A 14,422-nucleotide genomic window follows, 5' to 3' on the forward strand; every position below is an offset into this window, starting at 1 on the left:
CGCTTTATCTGCGCGGCCTTTCTTCCCGGTCGGTCACTGTGGTGATTTAGCGTATGATCAGATCCAGTTGATGGCGTGAGATCGCCTCATTCCCGGTTTCCGTAACAATGACAGAATGTCCCGGACACATGGCGATGCCGCTATCGCTATCCATCAGGATCATGTGCAGGAAATACACCATGCCCGGTTCGGCAATCACCGGATTGCCGTGATAGAACATTGGCCAGTCCATCCAGTTCGGCGCAAAGGTCGTGCCCATTGAATAACCGCATGCATTCAGGCGGTGGGCCTTCATGCCGCCTGCATCGCAAATCCGGGCATAGGCATCAAACACATTGCCGATCGGATCACCCGGTTTAAGTGCCTCGCGGCAGGCCGCCATGGCATCGGTTGCGACCTTGTGCATTTCAACATGGCGTGATGTTGCTTTGCCTACCGGAATGGTGCGCATCATCGCGGCATGGTAATGCCGATAGGCACCTGCCCATTCCAGTGTGATCTGGTCAGTATCCGCCAGATGCTTGCGGCCTGTAAAATAACGGCACAGCAGGGCATCGCGCCCGGCGCCAATGATGAATTCATTGCCGGGATAATCCCCGCCGCCTTTGAAGATTGCACTCTGCATGGCGGCAAGAATATCGCCTTCGAAGGCACCGGCATGGACGGTTTCAAGGGCGGCATCCCACGCATCATCGGCAAGGCTGGCGGCAGTGCGGATATAATCCAGTTCGGCCGGGCTTTTTACAACGCGCAGTTCCGATACCAGACGGGATGCATCGGTGAGCGTGCAGAAACCGTCAAGGGCGGCCTCAAGTTTTTTGCCGTTGGCAGCCGTCAGGCCATAGGCGTCGTATTCCACCCCAAGCTTTTTGCCGCCACAGCCAAATTCGGCCAGCATATCACGCAGTTGCAGGGCTGGGTTAATATCCGGACCATCAACCCAGATACGAATGTCATCAATGTCGGATGTGTGCTGCGCCTGACGCAAATCGGGCGCGCGGGTAATCAGGGCCACACGCCCGTCAGCCCCCAGATACAGACACTGGAAAAAGACATAACCGAACGTGTCATATCCTGTCAGATAGAACATGCTTTCCTGACGAAACATCAGCAGGCCGTCCAAGCCGGCAGCTTCGAGGCTGGCAACCGTTTTTGCCCGGCGGGCAGCCAGTTCGGCGCGTTCAAAATGCAATGCCATTGGCATATTCCCTGATTGTGATTGTTGATTTGCCGATGACGCTAACAAACTCCGTGAACGGGAAATAGAAAAAATTATGATCCGATGATGTTTTATTGATAAATTATATTTATTGCCTCAAGCCCGGTAGGAAATTCCCGTTTCAGATCATGATTTTACCGGGGAAATCAGTAAATTTTATTCGAAAACATAGACATTCTGTCATTTCCCCCCACATCAAATGTAATGGCAGTGTCATAAAGGGTTTTGTAATAGCCCAATGCCAGTTCCGCTTAAGACCATCCCCTTCAGGAGGCAAAAGTGGCTAGCTATCAGAAACTTTCTAGAACCACACCAGGAACGTCACCGCGAGACCGACAGTTCGAACCGGCCTATGAAAAATGGCGTCGCGATGATCTTTATTACCTTGCCAAACAGCATGGAATAGAGAACCGCGCAGACATGTCGACCGATGAACTGGCCCGGGCGTTGCGCGACATAAGATAGGCCTGTGCATGTTTGCCAAGATCAATCAGCATCACGCTTTTGCGGTGATGTGATGATTTGTTGTGTCCGATGGCATCTCAACATCGCTTTGCAAGGTAACAGTAAGGTTAAATTTGCCCTTCAAGCTTGCCCGTTGCCAGACGTGCGGCATACCTTCCTTGTGGCGAACCGAGCCATATGGAGGGTCCCGTGAAGCCAGTGCAACTTGTTTATCACCGTGGTGACAGTCTCAACGCGCCCGAAAATACCTTTGCCAGCGCCGAAAGCGCGATTATTGCCGGGGCGGATTATATCGAGTTCGATGTGCATCAGTCCGCGGATAATGTTCTTTATGTCATGCATGACGAAACTGTGGACCGAACAACTGACGGTACCGGTGTGATCGCAGAAATGACAAGTGCGGAAATTGACCGTCTGGATGCCGGTTCGTGGTTCAGTCCGGCTTTCGCCGGTGAACCGGTTCCACGACTGGACGACTTTCTGCGTCGCCTGAAGGGGCGTGTTAAAATCTATTGCGAGATCAAGCAGGCGGATGCGGGCCGGGTTGTGGATATGCTGGATGATTTTGCGTTCGGCAATGACGTTTTTGTCAGTTCCTTTTCCGCCGACATTCGCACCGACTTGCGTCGGATTGCCCCGGATTTGAAACGCAATGTCCAGCTTCATGTGGCCGGCTCGCTGGAGCACGCCATCCACCATGAACAGGCGCACATCTTCGAGTTTCTGGAAGAAAATGTAACCCGGGAAGCGATCGAGGAGGCCAAGCGGCGCGGTCTTGAGACCATGATCTTCATCGATACGCCAAATGCCGAACTTTTTGCCAATCTTGTTGAATGGCAGATCGACTATGTCAATCTTGACTATGCGGCACTTTTCCGTGCGGTTCAGCAGGAAGTCCTGTTGCGTTTTGATGGGGCGGGGCTGGCATCCTGATCCTTACGTATGGGCTTAGTTGATTTGACCTTATCGGCAATATTGGTTATTGCGGCGGCACTGAATATAAACGGGCGGTCGTCGTGCTAACACGGCGCCAAAGTCCTGTGACCAGTGTCGGGGGAATGATCTTTGAAGCTTGGATGTTGGCTCGCCGTATTGTGCCTGCTTTTTGTTGCTGCGCGCGCCGAGGCAAGCGGGGCAAACGATTTGGCCGAGCCGCATATTGCCTTTATCAATCCCGGCTATGGGGATCGCGGTTTCTGGAAAGATGTCCGCGATACCATGCAGGCGGCAGCCGACCAGTTCGGCTTTCAATTGACCGTTTTCGATAGCGACCGTGACTGGGCGATGATGGCCGAAAGTGCCAATCGCGTTTTTGCGATGAATCCGCCCCCCGACTATATTATCGCGGTCAACGAACATCAGCAGGGGACGCGTATCGTGCTTGAGGCGCAGGAACGCGGTATACCGGTTCTGATGTTGCTGAACGACCTGACAGAAGAGCAGAAGAAGCGATATGGTCGGCCAGGGGCGGAATTAACGACATGGATCGCCACCCTTGTCCCCGATAACGAACGTGCCGGATTTGAAATTGCCCAATCGCTGATTACGGCGGCACGCGATGCCAATAGGGGCCGGATGCCTGAAAATATCTGTCTGCTGTCACTGACCGGTGACAGCGTTACACCGGCTTCCCTGCTGCGCATTGACGGGCTTGATACCGCACTTGAACGATATCCGGTTTTGCGAGAACAGCGTCGTCTTGTCGCCAACTGGTCTTTCGAGGAAGCTTATCGTCGCACGGCCGACTGGCTTGAGACCGATGGTTGTCTTGACGCGGTTTGGGCGGCAAACGATAACATTGCCCTTGGTGCGATCAAGGCGATAGAAGAAGCTGGAAAAATCCCCGGGCAGGATGTTTTCGTTGGTGGTTTGAACTGGTCGGCCGAAGGGCTTGAGAGCGTTGCTGCGGGCAAAATGACCATGACACATGGCGGGCATTTTCTGGCCGGTGCATGGATCATGGTATTGCTAAAAGACTATCTCGAAGGTGTTGAAAGATTAAGGGACAACCCCGAAGTTTTCTTCAGAATGCAGACCGTAACGCCAGAAAACCTGCGCGTCTACCAACGTGTACTTGGGGAACGCGACTGGGACAAAATTGATTTTTCCCAGTTCAGTCTTGTCAACAACCCGGAACAAAGAGACTATCAGTTCGGGATCAAGGGGCTAAGCCCGGTATCGAAACGGGATTGAAACCAGTGGCCTTGCACTGGATAAAATGGCTGGAACAGAAAGGCTCAGGCGTGTCCAAGACAGGAAATGAGAAAGCGCAGGACCTGTCTGCACTGAAGCTTGGCAGTTCGGTGGCTGCAAGGCAGCTTAAATATTCCCTGTTTGCCGCGATATTGCTCGGCCTTATCATTACCGCCTTCCAGATTGTCAGCGATTATCGCTGGATTGGCGATGTTTATCGACAGGCCAATGAACGTGTTCTTGAAAGCAGTGTACCCGTTGCTAACGAGGCGGTGACAAAGAGGGACACCGATCTTGCCGAGGCAATCGTGCGCGGCATGATGGTGCAGCGTTCCGTTTCAAAAGTCACAATCACAAATGAGGACGGTTCGGTTCTGTATCAGCGCAAACGGGCAACGGGGGAAATTCCGGTTTCGAGGTGGGCCGAACAGTTGTTTGGCGGTTTGCAGACACGTGAAATCCTGTTGCCGGGGGATACGGGACCATCCTCCGGCTCGGTCGCGATGATGGTCGTAGAACTTAATCCGCAGGTTTTTGTGACTGTATTCATGTCCCGTTCTGCGTGGTCATTTCTGGCGAACATGGTGTTCGCCGTAGCCATGGCTGTGGTGTTTGCGGCACTCAGTTACGTTGTTTTTTCCCGACCGCTGATAAAGCTTGCGCATTACATCGTCAAATCGGACCCGACGGATGTTAAGCACCCGTTTGAAATGCCCCCCATGCACCGGCATGACGATGAAGTGCAGTTGCTGGGATCGGTTACGGTTGGTCTTTTTGGTATGATCCGTGGCCAAATCGGCCAATTGCAACGTGCGCGTGACGATTTGCTTGATGCGAATGTAAACCTTGAAGCACGGGTGGAAAGCCGGACGCGTGAACTTAATGATGCTATGGGCAAACTTGAAGTATTGGCCTCGACGGACCCGCTGACAGGTCTTGCCAACCGGCGTGTTTTCATGACGCGTCTGGAAGAAAACCTGTCGATCTGGAAACGTCGCGACACGCCGATGAGCATCCTTTTGCTGGATATCGACAAGTTCAAACTTTTGAACGACACATACGGGCATCAGGCAGGCGACGCGGTTCTGGCATCCCTGTCGAAACTTTTGCAACGCAGCCTGCGCGATATTGACCTTCCCGCCCGCCTGGGTGGCGAAGAGTTTGCTGTTCTGCTTCCGGGGGAAGAGAAGGAAGGGGCTATGATCCTTGCCGAACGCCTTCGTGCTTCACTTGAGCAGGACGCGGTTGCCTTTGGTGGCAAGCATTTGAATTATACGTCAAGTTTCGGGGTGATATCATTGCCGACACAGGCAGCGATTGCAAAGATGGATGCCGAGATTGCCCGCGATGTGGCATTGCTGAAGTCACGCGAAAACTCGGATTTGGCAGATATTCTCTATTCGCTAGCCGATGAGGCGCTTTATCGTGCCAAGGAAACCGGCCGGAACCGGTGTACGTTTGCCGATTTGTCCCATTTATCAGTGCAGGTAAAAAGCTGAGGACAGACTGGCGTTACTGCCGACCATCGTCATTACCCTGTCTGGAAATGCGTATATCACGGTGAATTGAAACGCTCATCAGCAAGCCAAAGCTGACGAGAATGGTCATCATCACCGTACCACCATATGACACGAGCGGCAGCGGCACACCCACCACCGGGATAAGCCCCATTACCATCGCGATATTGATGAAGACATACAGGAAGAATGTCGATGTAATCCCGATGGCAACCAGACGACCGAACTGGTTGCGACAACGCAGGGCGATCACATAACCATACATGATCACCATGGTGTAAAGCAGCAACAATGCCAGCCCGCCAACCAGACCGAATTCTTCACCCAGCATGGTAAAGATAAAGTCCGTCTGTTTTTCGGGAAGAAAGTTCAGGTGGCTCTGCGAACCAAGCATGTATCCCTTGCCAAACAAGCCACCAGAACCCAGAGCGATTTTTGACTGTGTGATGTGATAGCCAGCACCAAGCGGATCATTTTCAGGATTAAGGAAAGTCAGAACACGGTTTTTTTGATAGTCGCGTAAAAACTGCCAGCCAATTGGAATGATCGCCAGAGCCGCACCAAGGATCAGGGCGAATTTCCAGACCCTTACACCGGCCAGCCAGAAGATCACACCACCGCCCGCGATCAGCAAAAGAGCCGTGCCCAGATCAGGTTGGCGCAACACCAGTGCTGCAGGAGCCAGAACCATCAACAAAGGCGGAACCAGAAGCGGGATGCGCCCGGTTTCCTCGACGGTCAGACCATGGAAATAGCGCGCAAGGGCTAGCACCAGAGAGATTTTCATCAGTTCGGAAGGCTGCAACTGGAAGAAGCCAAGATTGATCCAGCGTTGCGCCCCCATGCCGATATCGCCCTTGATTTCGACACCGATCAGCAGGATCAGCGCAACGAAATAGGAGAAATAGGCGAGTTTTAGCCAGACACGAATATCTGTCACCGCAATGACGATCATCAAGGCTGCACCAACGGCAAATCGCATCATCTGGCGTTCTGCCCATGGCTCGAACGATCCGTTGGCGGCAGAATACAACATGGCAAATCCGATCCCGGCAAGGGCCGCGATCAGCATCACCAGCGTCCAGTTCAGCATCAGAAGGCGACGGCCAATTGGCACGTAATCCGGATCTTCGCCGATACGGTATCTGCGCGATGCCATGTTTCTAGCCTTCTTCTTCGTCGCGGTCGCGCAGTGCCGGATGCAGCAATTCTGCGGTCGATGCAATATTGGCCGCCGAAATACCGGGGCGGGCGGATTTCAGTTCCTGCGCCTTGAGCAGGATGTCACGTGCAATCGGGGCGGCAATTCCGGAACCCGATCCGCCGTGATCGACGACAACCGCGCAGGCATAGCGTGGATTATCCACCGGTGCGAAGGCGACAAACAGGGCATGGTCGCGGTATTTCCACGGCAGTTCATCGTTATCAAGAACCCCGGTCGTCTGTCGTTCGCGCATTGTAATGCGGCGCACCTGACTGGTACCGGTTTTACCGGCCATTTCCATGCCCTTGATGTCGATGCGTGACCGATGCGCGGTTCCGCGCAATTCATTGGTTACACCATTCATGCCGTCACGGATGCGCGTCAGATTGGCGCGGTTGACCTGCAGTTCCGGGAATTCTTCATTCTGGCGGCTGGTGATGCCTTCCGGCGTGACGTGGTCGCGGGTCAGGTGCGGTTTCACGGCCTTCCCGGATGCAATGCGCGCAACCATGGTCGCCAGTTGCAGTGGCGTTGCCAGAACATATCCCTGGCCGATTGATGAAATCAGTGTTTCCCCGCCCTGCCAGCGTTTGCCAAGCTGGATTTCCTTCCAGTCCTTCGTCGGGATCAGGCCGGAACGTTCGTTGGGAAGGTCAATACCGGTCAATTCGCCAAGACCAAGCTTGTTGGCCATGGCAGCAATGCGGTCGATCCCGATTTTTTGCGAAATTTCGTAATAATAAACGTCGCAGGAATGCTTCATCGAGTCATGCATGTCGACCCAGCCATGCCCGCCACGTTTCCAGCAATGGAACCGCGCATTGCCAAGATCAAGATGACCTGGGCAGAAGAAACGCTGATTGGCGGTAACGACACCTGCTTCAAGTCCGGCAAGGGCAACGCACATCTTGAATGTCGAGCCCGGCGCATAGGTGCCGGTGATTGCCTTGTTGGACAGCGGTGAATATTCGTTATTGACCAGACTGTTCCAAAGCTTGTGCGAGATGCCATTGGTAAAAGCATTCGGGTCGTATGTCGGGTGCGATGCCATCGCAAGCACTTCGCCATTGTGGATGTCCATCACAACTGCGGATGCACTTTCCTTGCGCGACAGGCGCTGATTGGCATAACGCTGCAACTCAAGGTCAAGGGTCATGACAACGGTGCTGCCGCTGTCGCCTTCCTCTCGGTCAAGTTCGCGGATCACCCGACCCAATGCATTGACTTCTACCTGGCTGGTGCCGGCACTGCCGCGAAGGGCAAGATCATAAATCTTTTCGATACCGTTTTTACCGATCCGGAAACCCGGAAGTTCAAGCAACGGATCACCGGTCAGTTCTTTTTCCGAAACGGCGGCAACATAGCCCAGTGTATGGGCCAGATGTGGTCCTTCGGGGTAATCACGGGAACGACCGGCATCAATGATAAGGCCGGGCAGGTCAGGCGCATTGACCCCAACGCGGGCGACTTCTTCCCATGTCAGATTGTCGCGGACCGTTACCGGGACAAAAGACCGCCTGCGGGCAACATCGCGTTCAACACGTTCAATCGTATCCGGCCCCAGTTCAATGATCTGGTCAAGGATTTCCAGGGTCCGGCGCACATCCTGCGCCTGTTCGCGAACGATCATGATGTGATAGTTCTGCCGGTTGACGGCGACAGGCGCGCCAAATCGGTCGGTAATCAAACCACGCGGTGGCGGCAGCAGGCGGTGCGATATCCGGTTTTCGTCCGCAAGCACCCTGTAGCGGTCGCTTTCCATCACCTGCAGATAATACATGCGTGCAGCAAGACCGGTCAGCAATACCCCCTGTCCCGCGCCGAGCATAAGGGCACGGCGGGTAAACATGCGAAATCTGTCTGAGTCACGGTGCCACATAGGCGTCGTCAAACCTGTTGGTCGGATTGCTCCGCCGGAATTCGGGAAACTTGTATGCCCGTTTTATCCTGTGCGGTGCTTGTTGAAAACTGTCTTTCCAGCATAGCCGCCAGCTATTGCCAAATTATCAATATTGACCGGTTTCCGTAGTTCTAAATATGGCGCAGGAGCGTATTTTGCGCACGCGCCAAAACCCACGCAACCAGCGGGAAAAGTGCCGCCGTCAATACATAGCTAATCAATGTTGCTTTGATCGGCAACAACGCCCCGATCAAAGCAGAACTCAAAAGCCATTGCACGAGTAGTGCCGGGATCGCCACCAATGCAAAGCCCCACCACATCACGCTGAATGGCTTGTTATGGAAAAAGCGTCCCTGACTGGCAGATCCTGTCTGTACCAGCAACAGAACCAGCGAACTGACACCAAGCGGCAGCCCCGTCAGCAAATCCTGCAAGAGCCCCAGAAAGAATGCCGTTAATGCCGTCAGCAGATCCGGTCGGTTTACTGACCAGTAAAAGACCGCCATTAATGGCAGCGCAGGTGACGCGGTGCTCAGCAATGGTACGCTTACCGGCAATAAATTGAGCAACAGCAGAATAAAAACGCTGAATGCCGGAAACAAGCCTCGCGCAATGATATCCAGCCTGTGCCAGACACCGGGCTTCACGGAAGTTGGTCCGAAGGCTGTGCAGGGTTTGCCGTCGGCATGTCTGTTGCCGTATCGTTCCCGTCATTGGGCACAATACCAACGCCGTTGAGGATAACGCCGTCACTTTGCATCTCGTTACGACGAATTGCCTGATCACTCAGGATCCCTTGCAGGCCATAGTCGGCAACACGCAGATATTCAAGTTGGTGGCGGCGGAACAATGGTGCAACACGTACGGCATTTTCCGAAACCGACGATACGACCCCAACCGGAATACCCGGCGGGAATGCGCCGCCATGGCCGGATGTCAGAATGCGATCCCCCGGTGCAACGGCGGCATCGGCAGTCAGGAAGGTCAGTAGCGGACGGTCTGTGTTGTCACCCGACAGGAATGCGCGGTCTCGCGAATTTTCAACAATCACCGGCACGCGCGAGTTGATGTCCGTGATCAGCAGAACACGCGATGCCTGGTACCCGGCTTCGGCGACCCGGCCGACAAGCCCTTCGTCCGACATCACAGCCTGTCCCTTGGATACGCCGTCGCGCGAACCGGCAGATACCATAAGGCTGTGTGCATAGGCTCCGCCCATATCGGCAATCACGCGTGTGGTTACAAGGCGCAAGGGGGGCGGGCTGGTATAGCCGGCAAGGTCGCGCAGACGCGCATTTTCATGCGACAGATTGCGGGCAACCTGCTGCCATGCCAGCAATTCGCGATTTTCGCGACGCAGACGTTCATTCTGTTCGTAAAGATTAAACAGGTTGGTGGCTTGTTCGGTCAGCTCGTTGATGCTGGCTGCCGGGCGGGATACGACATTCATGATCGGCGAAACCAGGTCTGCCGAAGCAGCACGTATCCGTTCGATCAAAACCGTATCGGCCTTGCCCAGAAGCATCAGGCCGAATGCAGAAACGATCAGAAGAATGAAGGCGAAGCGGTGAAGCGCCGTACGTAACGGCGAAAAGATACGCTGCTGCGGACCGCCATGCTGAGCCACTATATTCCCCGCATTAGATCAGAAAGTTGTCCCGAAATCCCCGTGGGATATTCAACCTTAACGAAATCACCGAGTCGCGTCCAGTCAGGACATGACCCGGTGAGATGTTTTTTGCCATTTCGCCTTAGTAGGCGGTGTGCAGCACGTTGCGAAGCATCTTCTTTTCTTCGAGTGCACGACCCGTACCCAGCGCAACGCAGGACAGCGGATCGTCGGCAATCGAAACCGGAAGGCCGGTCGCATGACGCAGGACATAGTCCAGATTGCCAAGCATCGCGCCGCCGCCGGTCAGAACGATACCCTTGTCGACGATGTCGGCTGCCAGTTCGGGCGGGGTCTGTTCGAGGGCGACCTTGACCGCCTCGATAATGGCGGAAACCGGTTCTGCAAGGCTTTCTGCGATCTGGCGTTCGGAAATGATCAGTTCCTTCGGAACGCCATTCATCAGATCACGGCCACGGATTTCAACCGTTGCGCCATCACCATCGTCTGGTGCACAGGCCGAGCCGATTTCTTTTTTGATACGTTCTGCGGTGCTTTCACCAACCAGCAGGTTATGGGTGCGACGGATATAGGCGATGATCGCCTCATCCATCTTGTCGCCACCAACACGTACCGAACGGGCATAAACGATACCGCCAAGCGACAGAACCGCAACCTCGGTGGTGCCACCACCGATATCGACAACCATCGAGCCAGTCGGCTCGGTCACCGGAAGACCGGCGCCAATGGCGGCGGCCATCGGTTCGTCGATCAGCCAGACCTTGCGTGCGCCGGCACTTTCAGCACTTTCCTGAATGGCACGACGTTCAACAGCGGTTGAACCGGATGGAACGCAAATGATGACTTCCGGGCTGGCGAAGTTGCGACGGCCATGCACTTTACGGATAAAGTGTTTGATCATCTCTTCGGCGATGTGGAATTCGGCAATCACGCCATCGCGTAGCGGGCGAATGGCCTGAATGTAACCGGGCGTACGCCCGAGCATCTGCTTAGCTTCTTCCCCAACGGCAAGTACCTGTTTCTTGCCCTTTTCGTCGGTGATGGCTACCACGGATGGTTCGTTAAGGACGATGCCACGCCCTTTGACGTAAACCAGTGTGTTGGCGGTGCCCAAATCCACCGCCATGTCGGAGGATAAAACCCCAAGAAGCTTGGAAAACATTCCTGCCCTATGCCCCGGTTAATAGTAAAATCTTGAATACGAATGTACCGGCTTTGATAGCGTAACGCGCCAGTCGATGCACGAATAATCTGCTCAGGGAATTGAGGAATAATTAAGACGCGTCAGAAGTCTTGAAATAAGATGCAAAAAGATGATCCGCCATATGGAGTTGGCGTTTTCATTCAAGGTTTATCACCCTTGAGAATTATTCCAGTTTTACGCAAGAAATCCAGAATCAGGGCTGTTGTGTCCTGTCCTGTTTCTACTTTCAGAAATTTGCGAGTCGCTTGTTTTTCAGGCGTTTCGTCGCTTTGAAGCATTTTAAACATTACCGGTTCGCGGTCCGGACGCAGATCGCGATCCATGCGCCATTGGCACCATGCTGGTGGATTAAGCCGATCCCCCTTCACCGCCACCAGAAGGGCCGGAACGAAATTATCCATTTCCGACATGCATTGGGCACGTAGTCCCACCATCGCAACGAACCGTTGATCAAAACGTTTGGCATGACCGTGCCGATAGATCGCAAATTGGGCGGCCGCCGCCCCATATCCATAACCGAAAATCGCAATCCGGTCCGGATCAATGCCGTCTTGAGCCACCAGATAGTCAAGCGCGCTGAGCGCATCAAATGCCCAATAGGTTACGCCATGTTTCGGATTATCAAGCGTGCCTGCCGTACAATAGCTTTGTGACGGGTGGGCCTGTCCGGGTGATATGCGAAGTACTGCAACTCCGGCATCATGCAGGATTGATATCCAGTCTTCAGGAAAGCGATCATCACAATCAGGAACGACAATCACCGCGGCGTTTTTACCGTTTGCATCCGCAGGCGGGTAATAGAGACCCGGAATATCGAATTGCAGACTGGTATCGACCGCGGGAATGTTTTTGCCAGCATCTATCAGCCGCTGACGCAATCCGCTTAGTGGATAGGGCTGAGCCGGAATATCGACTTTCTCTGCGGTATCAATCGACGCCGCACGGGCGGGTGTCACCAGCGTCGCCAAGTTTACGGCGCAAAGGATAAACAGATACAGGGGCACATATCGGCGATGACGCGGAAGAACAGGGTTTTGGGTCATCATCTGTCCTCTTCGGATTGACGCCGCATTATATCACGGAATGACTGTATTGGACTGTTCAAACAAAAAGGGGTGGCAAATTGCCACCCCTTGATCTTAAGGCCGGATTACAGCAATCAGGATGCCATGGCATCCGGTGCAGTTTTCTGGCTTTTTTCGATCAGTTTGTTAACCGCGGTGACATAGGCCATACAGGACGCAACCACCGTGTCGGTATCTGATGCGTTGCCAACAACAGTGCGGTCTTCACCATCCAGCTTGACGGTAACCGTACCCTGTGCGTCCGTGCCTTCGGTGACAGCATGAACCTGATAGAGTTTCAGTTTCCAGTCATGCGGGTAAATCGCCTTGATCGCGTTAAATGTCGCATCAATCGGTCCGTCGCCGACGGTTTTGGCGGTGCGGGTTTCGCCGTTTACGTCCAATTCCAGCTCAGCGGTCTGCGGACCTTTGGAGCCGCAGGTTACCGCCAGCGAGACGAACTTGATATGTTCGTTATCGCGCATGCCGTCATCAACCAGTGCGACGATATCGTCGTCATATACTTCTTTCTTTTTGTCGGCCAGCTCCTTGAAGCGGGCAAATGCGTCTTCAATCGCGTTGTCGCCCAGATCGGCAAAGCCCAGTTCCTTGAGCTTTTCCTTGAAGGCATGCCGACCGGAATGCTTGCCCATGACCAGACTTGATTTGTTCAGGCCGATGCTTTCCGGTTTCATGATTTCATAGGTTTCGGAATTCTTCAGGAAGCCGTCCTGATGGATGCCGCTTTCATGGGCAAAGGCGTTGGCCCCGACAATGGCCTTGTTCGGTTGGACGACAAAGCCCGACACGGCCGAAACCAGTCGCGAAGCGTTCATGATCTTGGTTGAATCAATTCCGGTTTCATACGGGAAGGCATCGTTGCGCGTTTTCAGCGCCATCACAATTTCTTCGAGTGCCGCATTGCCTGCGCGTTCGCCCAGGCCATTGATCGTGCATTCGACCTGGCGGGCACCGGCATGGACAGCCGCCAGCGAGTTCGCGACCGCCATGCCCAGATCGTTATGGCAGTGAACCGACAGGATTGCCTTGTCGATATTCGGCACACGGTTGAACAGCATGGTCATCAGGTCGGCATATTCGGTTGGCGTGGTATAGCCGACGGTGTCCGGGATGTTGATGGTGGTGGCACCTGCATCAATCGCGGCTTCGACGCAACGGCACAGGAAGTCGTGCTCGGTACGCGACCCGTCTTCCGCTGACCATTCAACATCGTCAGTGAATTTGCGCGCCAGCGTCACACTTTCAATCACCTTCTCCAGAACGCGTTCCGGTTCCATCTGCAATTTGAATTTCATATGCAGCGGGCTTGTGGAAATGAAGGTGTGGATGCGTTTGTTTTCTGCCGGTTCCAGTGCTTCGGCGGCACGTTCGATGTCACCTTTGGCAGCACGTGCCAGGGAACAGATTGTCGGGCCTTTGATTTGTTTGGCGATTTCATTGACGGACCGGAAATCGCCATTCGATGCGATGGCAAAGCCTGCCTCGATGATGTCGACTTTCATTTCTGCCAATGCGTGTGCCACACGCAGTTTTTCGTCCAGCGTCATCGACGCACCCGGGGACTGTTCGCCGTCGCGCAGGGTGGTGTCGAAAATGATGACGCGGTTGTCGTTAGCACTAGCCATTACAGTAATTCCTGATCAAGCGGGTCTTTGCCCGAAATTTGAAACTTCAATTTGGAAAGAGTGCGGGCCTTGTGGCGCGACTTGTTCCCCTGAGCTGCGGTAAATGGATCGACTTTTTGGGTGATCCGAACCGTCTTCGTACGCTCAGGGGCGGGTAAGTCGTAGCGACCCGAGCGCTGCGAGACCAAGGAGACCGAGAATTAGGTTTAGAGCAGACAGCACAAAACCGCCCGGAGCATCAGCTTCGAAGCGATCGGCAATTGCAGGAATGTTGCAAATGTCTGCGGTCATCGGTCTTCATCAAATGGTATCGAAGTGCCAGGCTGTGCTGGCGACGCACCCAATTTCGTAGGACCGCCCGTCTAGGTCAAGTAATTTTT

Annotated in this window: 12 protein-coding genes; 4 read left to right on the forward strand and 8 right to left on the reverse strand. The window is 54.1% G+C overall.

Annotated elements, in window-relative coordinates:
- Positions 1–46: 46 nt before the first annotated feature.
- Entirely contained in the window at positions 47–1,198 is a 1,152-nt protein-coding gene (locus J7395_RS11605; protein WP_209221581.1) for a Xaa-Pro peptidase family protein, read from the reverse strand.
- A 300-nt stretch (positions 1,199–1,498) separates the two neighbouring features.
- On the opposite strand from J7395_RS11605, the gene J7395_RS11610 reads away from it, so the two are divergent.
- The 4 genes from J7395_RS11610 to J7395_RS11625 all read left to right on the forward strand — a co-directional run bounded on the left by J7395_RS11610 (position 1,499) and on the right by J7395_RS11625 (position 5,376).
- Positions 1,499–1,684: a hypothetical protein gene (locus J7395_RS11610; RefSeq protein WP_082824839.1), complete on the forward strand. Its 186-nt coding sequence runs from the start codon at positions 1,499–1,501 to the stop codon at positions 1,682–1,684.
- Positions 1,685–1,873: 189 nt separating this feature from the next.
- Positions 1,874–2,617, forward strand: coding sequence for a glycerophosphodiester phosphodiesterase family protein (locus tag J7395_RS11615; RefSeq protein ID WP_062952625.1), 744 nt, complete (start codon positions 1,874–1,876; stop codon positions 2,615–2,617).
- A gap of 132 nt (positions 2,618–2,749) precedes the next feature.
- Positions 2,750–3,877 (forward strand): ABC transporter substrate-binding protein, encoded by a 1,128-nt coding sequence (locus J7395_RS11620; RefSeq protein WP_209221582.1) that lies wholly within the window; start codon positions 2,750–2,752, stop codon positions 3,875–3,877.
- A 50-nt stretch (positions 3,878–3,927) separates the two neighbouring features.
- Positions 3,928–5,376 (forward strand): GGDEF domain-containing protein, encoded by a 1,449-nt coding sequence (locus tag J7395_RS11625; RefSeq protein ID WP_209221583.1) that lies wholly within the window; start codon positions 3,928–3,930, stop codon positions 5,374–5,376.
- Between the two features lie 13 nt (positions 5,377–5,389).
- Here J7395_RS11625 and rodA read toward each other — a convergent pair whose 3' ends face one another.
- From rodA to J7395_RS11660, 7 genes are all read right to left on the reverse strand, one after another.
- Entirely contained in the window at positions 5,390–6,553 is a 1,164-nt protein-coding gene (gene rodA / locus J7395_RS11630; RefSeq protein ID WP_062952623.1) for a rod shape-determining protein RodA, read from the reverse strand.
- 4 nt (positions 6,554–6,557) lie between these two features.
- A complete protein-coding gene (gene mrdA, locus J7395_RS11635; protein WP_247742095.1) occupies positions 6,558–8,447 on the reverse strand; it encodes a penicillin-binding protein 2 in 1,890 nt (629 codons plus the stop codon).
- A 182-nt stretch (positions 8,448–8,629) separates the two neighbouring features.
- On the reverse strand, positions 8,630–9,145 hold the full coding sequence (mreD, locus tag J7395_RS11640) for a rod shape-determining protein MreD (RefSeq protein WP_062952621.1): 516 nt from the start codon (positions 9,143–9,145) through the stop codon (positions 8,630–8,632).
- The gene (gene mreC / locus J7395_RS11645; protein ID WP_209221585.1) at positions 9,142–10,125 is read right to left on the reverse strand and encodes a rod shape-determining protein MreC; all 984 of its coding nucleotides are present in this window, start codon (positions 10,123–10,125) and stop codon (positions 9,142–9,144) included. Before mreC ends, mreD begins: the two co-directional genes overlap by 4 nt.
- A 124-nt stretch (positions 10,126–10,249) precedes the next feature.
- Positions 10,250–11,290 carry a rod shape-determining protein gene (locus tag J7395_RS11650; RefSeq protein ID WP_007090779.1) on the reverse strand — a complete coding sequence of 347 codons (1,041 nt, stop codon included), beginning with the start codon at positions 11,288–11,290 and terminating at the stop codon, positions 10,250–10,252.
- Between the two features lie 182 nt (positions 11,291–11,472).
- The gene (locus tag J7395_RS11655; RefSeq protein ID WP_247742096.1) at positions 11,473–12,378 is read right to left on the reverse strand and encodes an alpha/beta hydrolase; all 906 of its coding nucleotides are present in this window, start codon (positions 12,376–12,378) and stop codon (positions 11,473–11,475) included.
- A 113-nt stretch (positions 12,379–12,491) separates the two neighbouring features.
- Positions 12,492–14,042: a 2-isopropylmalate synthase gene (locus J7395_RS11660; RefSeq protein ID WP_209221586.1), complete on the reverse strand. Its 1,551-nt coding sequence runs from the start codon at positions 14,040–14,042 to the stop codon at positions 12,492–12,494.
- Positions 14,043–14,422 lie beyond the last annotated feature (380 nt).

Origin of the sequence: Thalassospira sp. A3_1 (assembly GCF_017744215.1) — a bacterium.
GTDB lineage: Bacteria > Pseudomonadota > Alphaproteobacteria > Rhodospirillales > Thalassospiraceae > Thalassospira > Thalassospira lucentensis_A.

Bases quoted from the DNA above. Each gene is read 5' to 3' on its own strand.
- J7395_RS11605 (WP_209221581.1), bottom strand. From the start codon at position 1,198: ATGGCATTGCATTTTGAACGCGCCGAACTGGCTGCCCGCCGGGCAAAA.
- rodA (WP_062952623.1), bottom strand. From the start codon at position 6,553: ATGGCATCGCGCAGATACCGTATCGGCGAAGATCCGGATTACGTGCCA.
- mrdA (WP_247742095.1), bottom strand. From the start codon at position 8,447: ATGTTTACCCGCCGTGCCCTTATGCTCGGCGCGGGACAGGGGGTATTG.
- J7395_RS11650 (WP_007090779.1), bottom strand. From the start codon at position 11,290: ATGTTTTCCAAGCTTCTTGGGGTTTTATCCTCCGACATGGCGGTGGAT.
- J7395_RS11655 (WP_247742096.1), bottom strand. From the start codon at position 12,378: ATGATGACCCAAAACCCTGTTCTTCCGCGTCATCGCCGATATGTGCCC.
- J7395_RS11660 (WP_209221586.1), bottom strand. From the start codon at position 14,042: ATGGCTAGTGCTAACGACAACCGCGTCATCATTTTCGACACCACCCTG.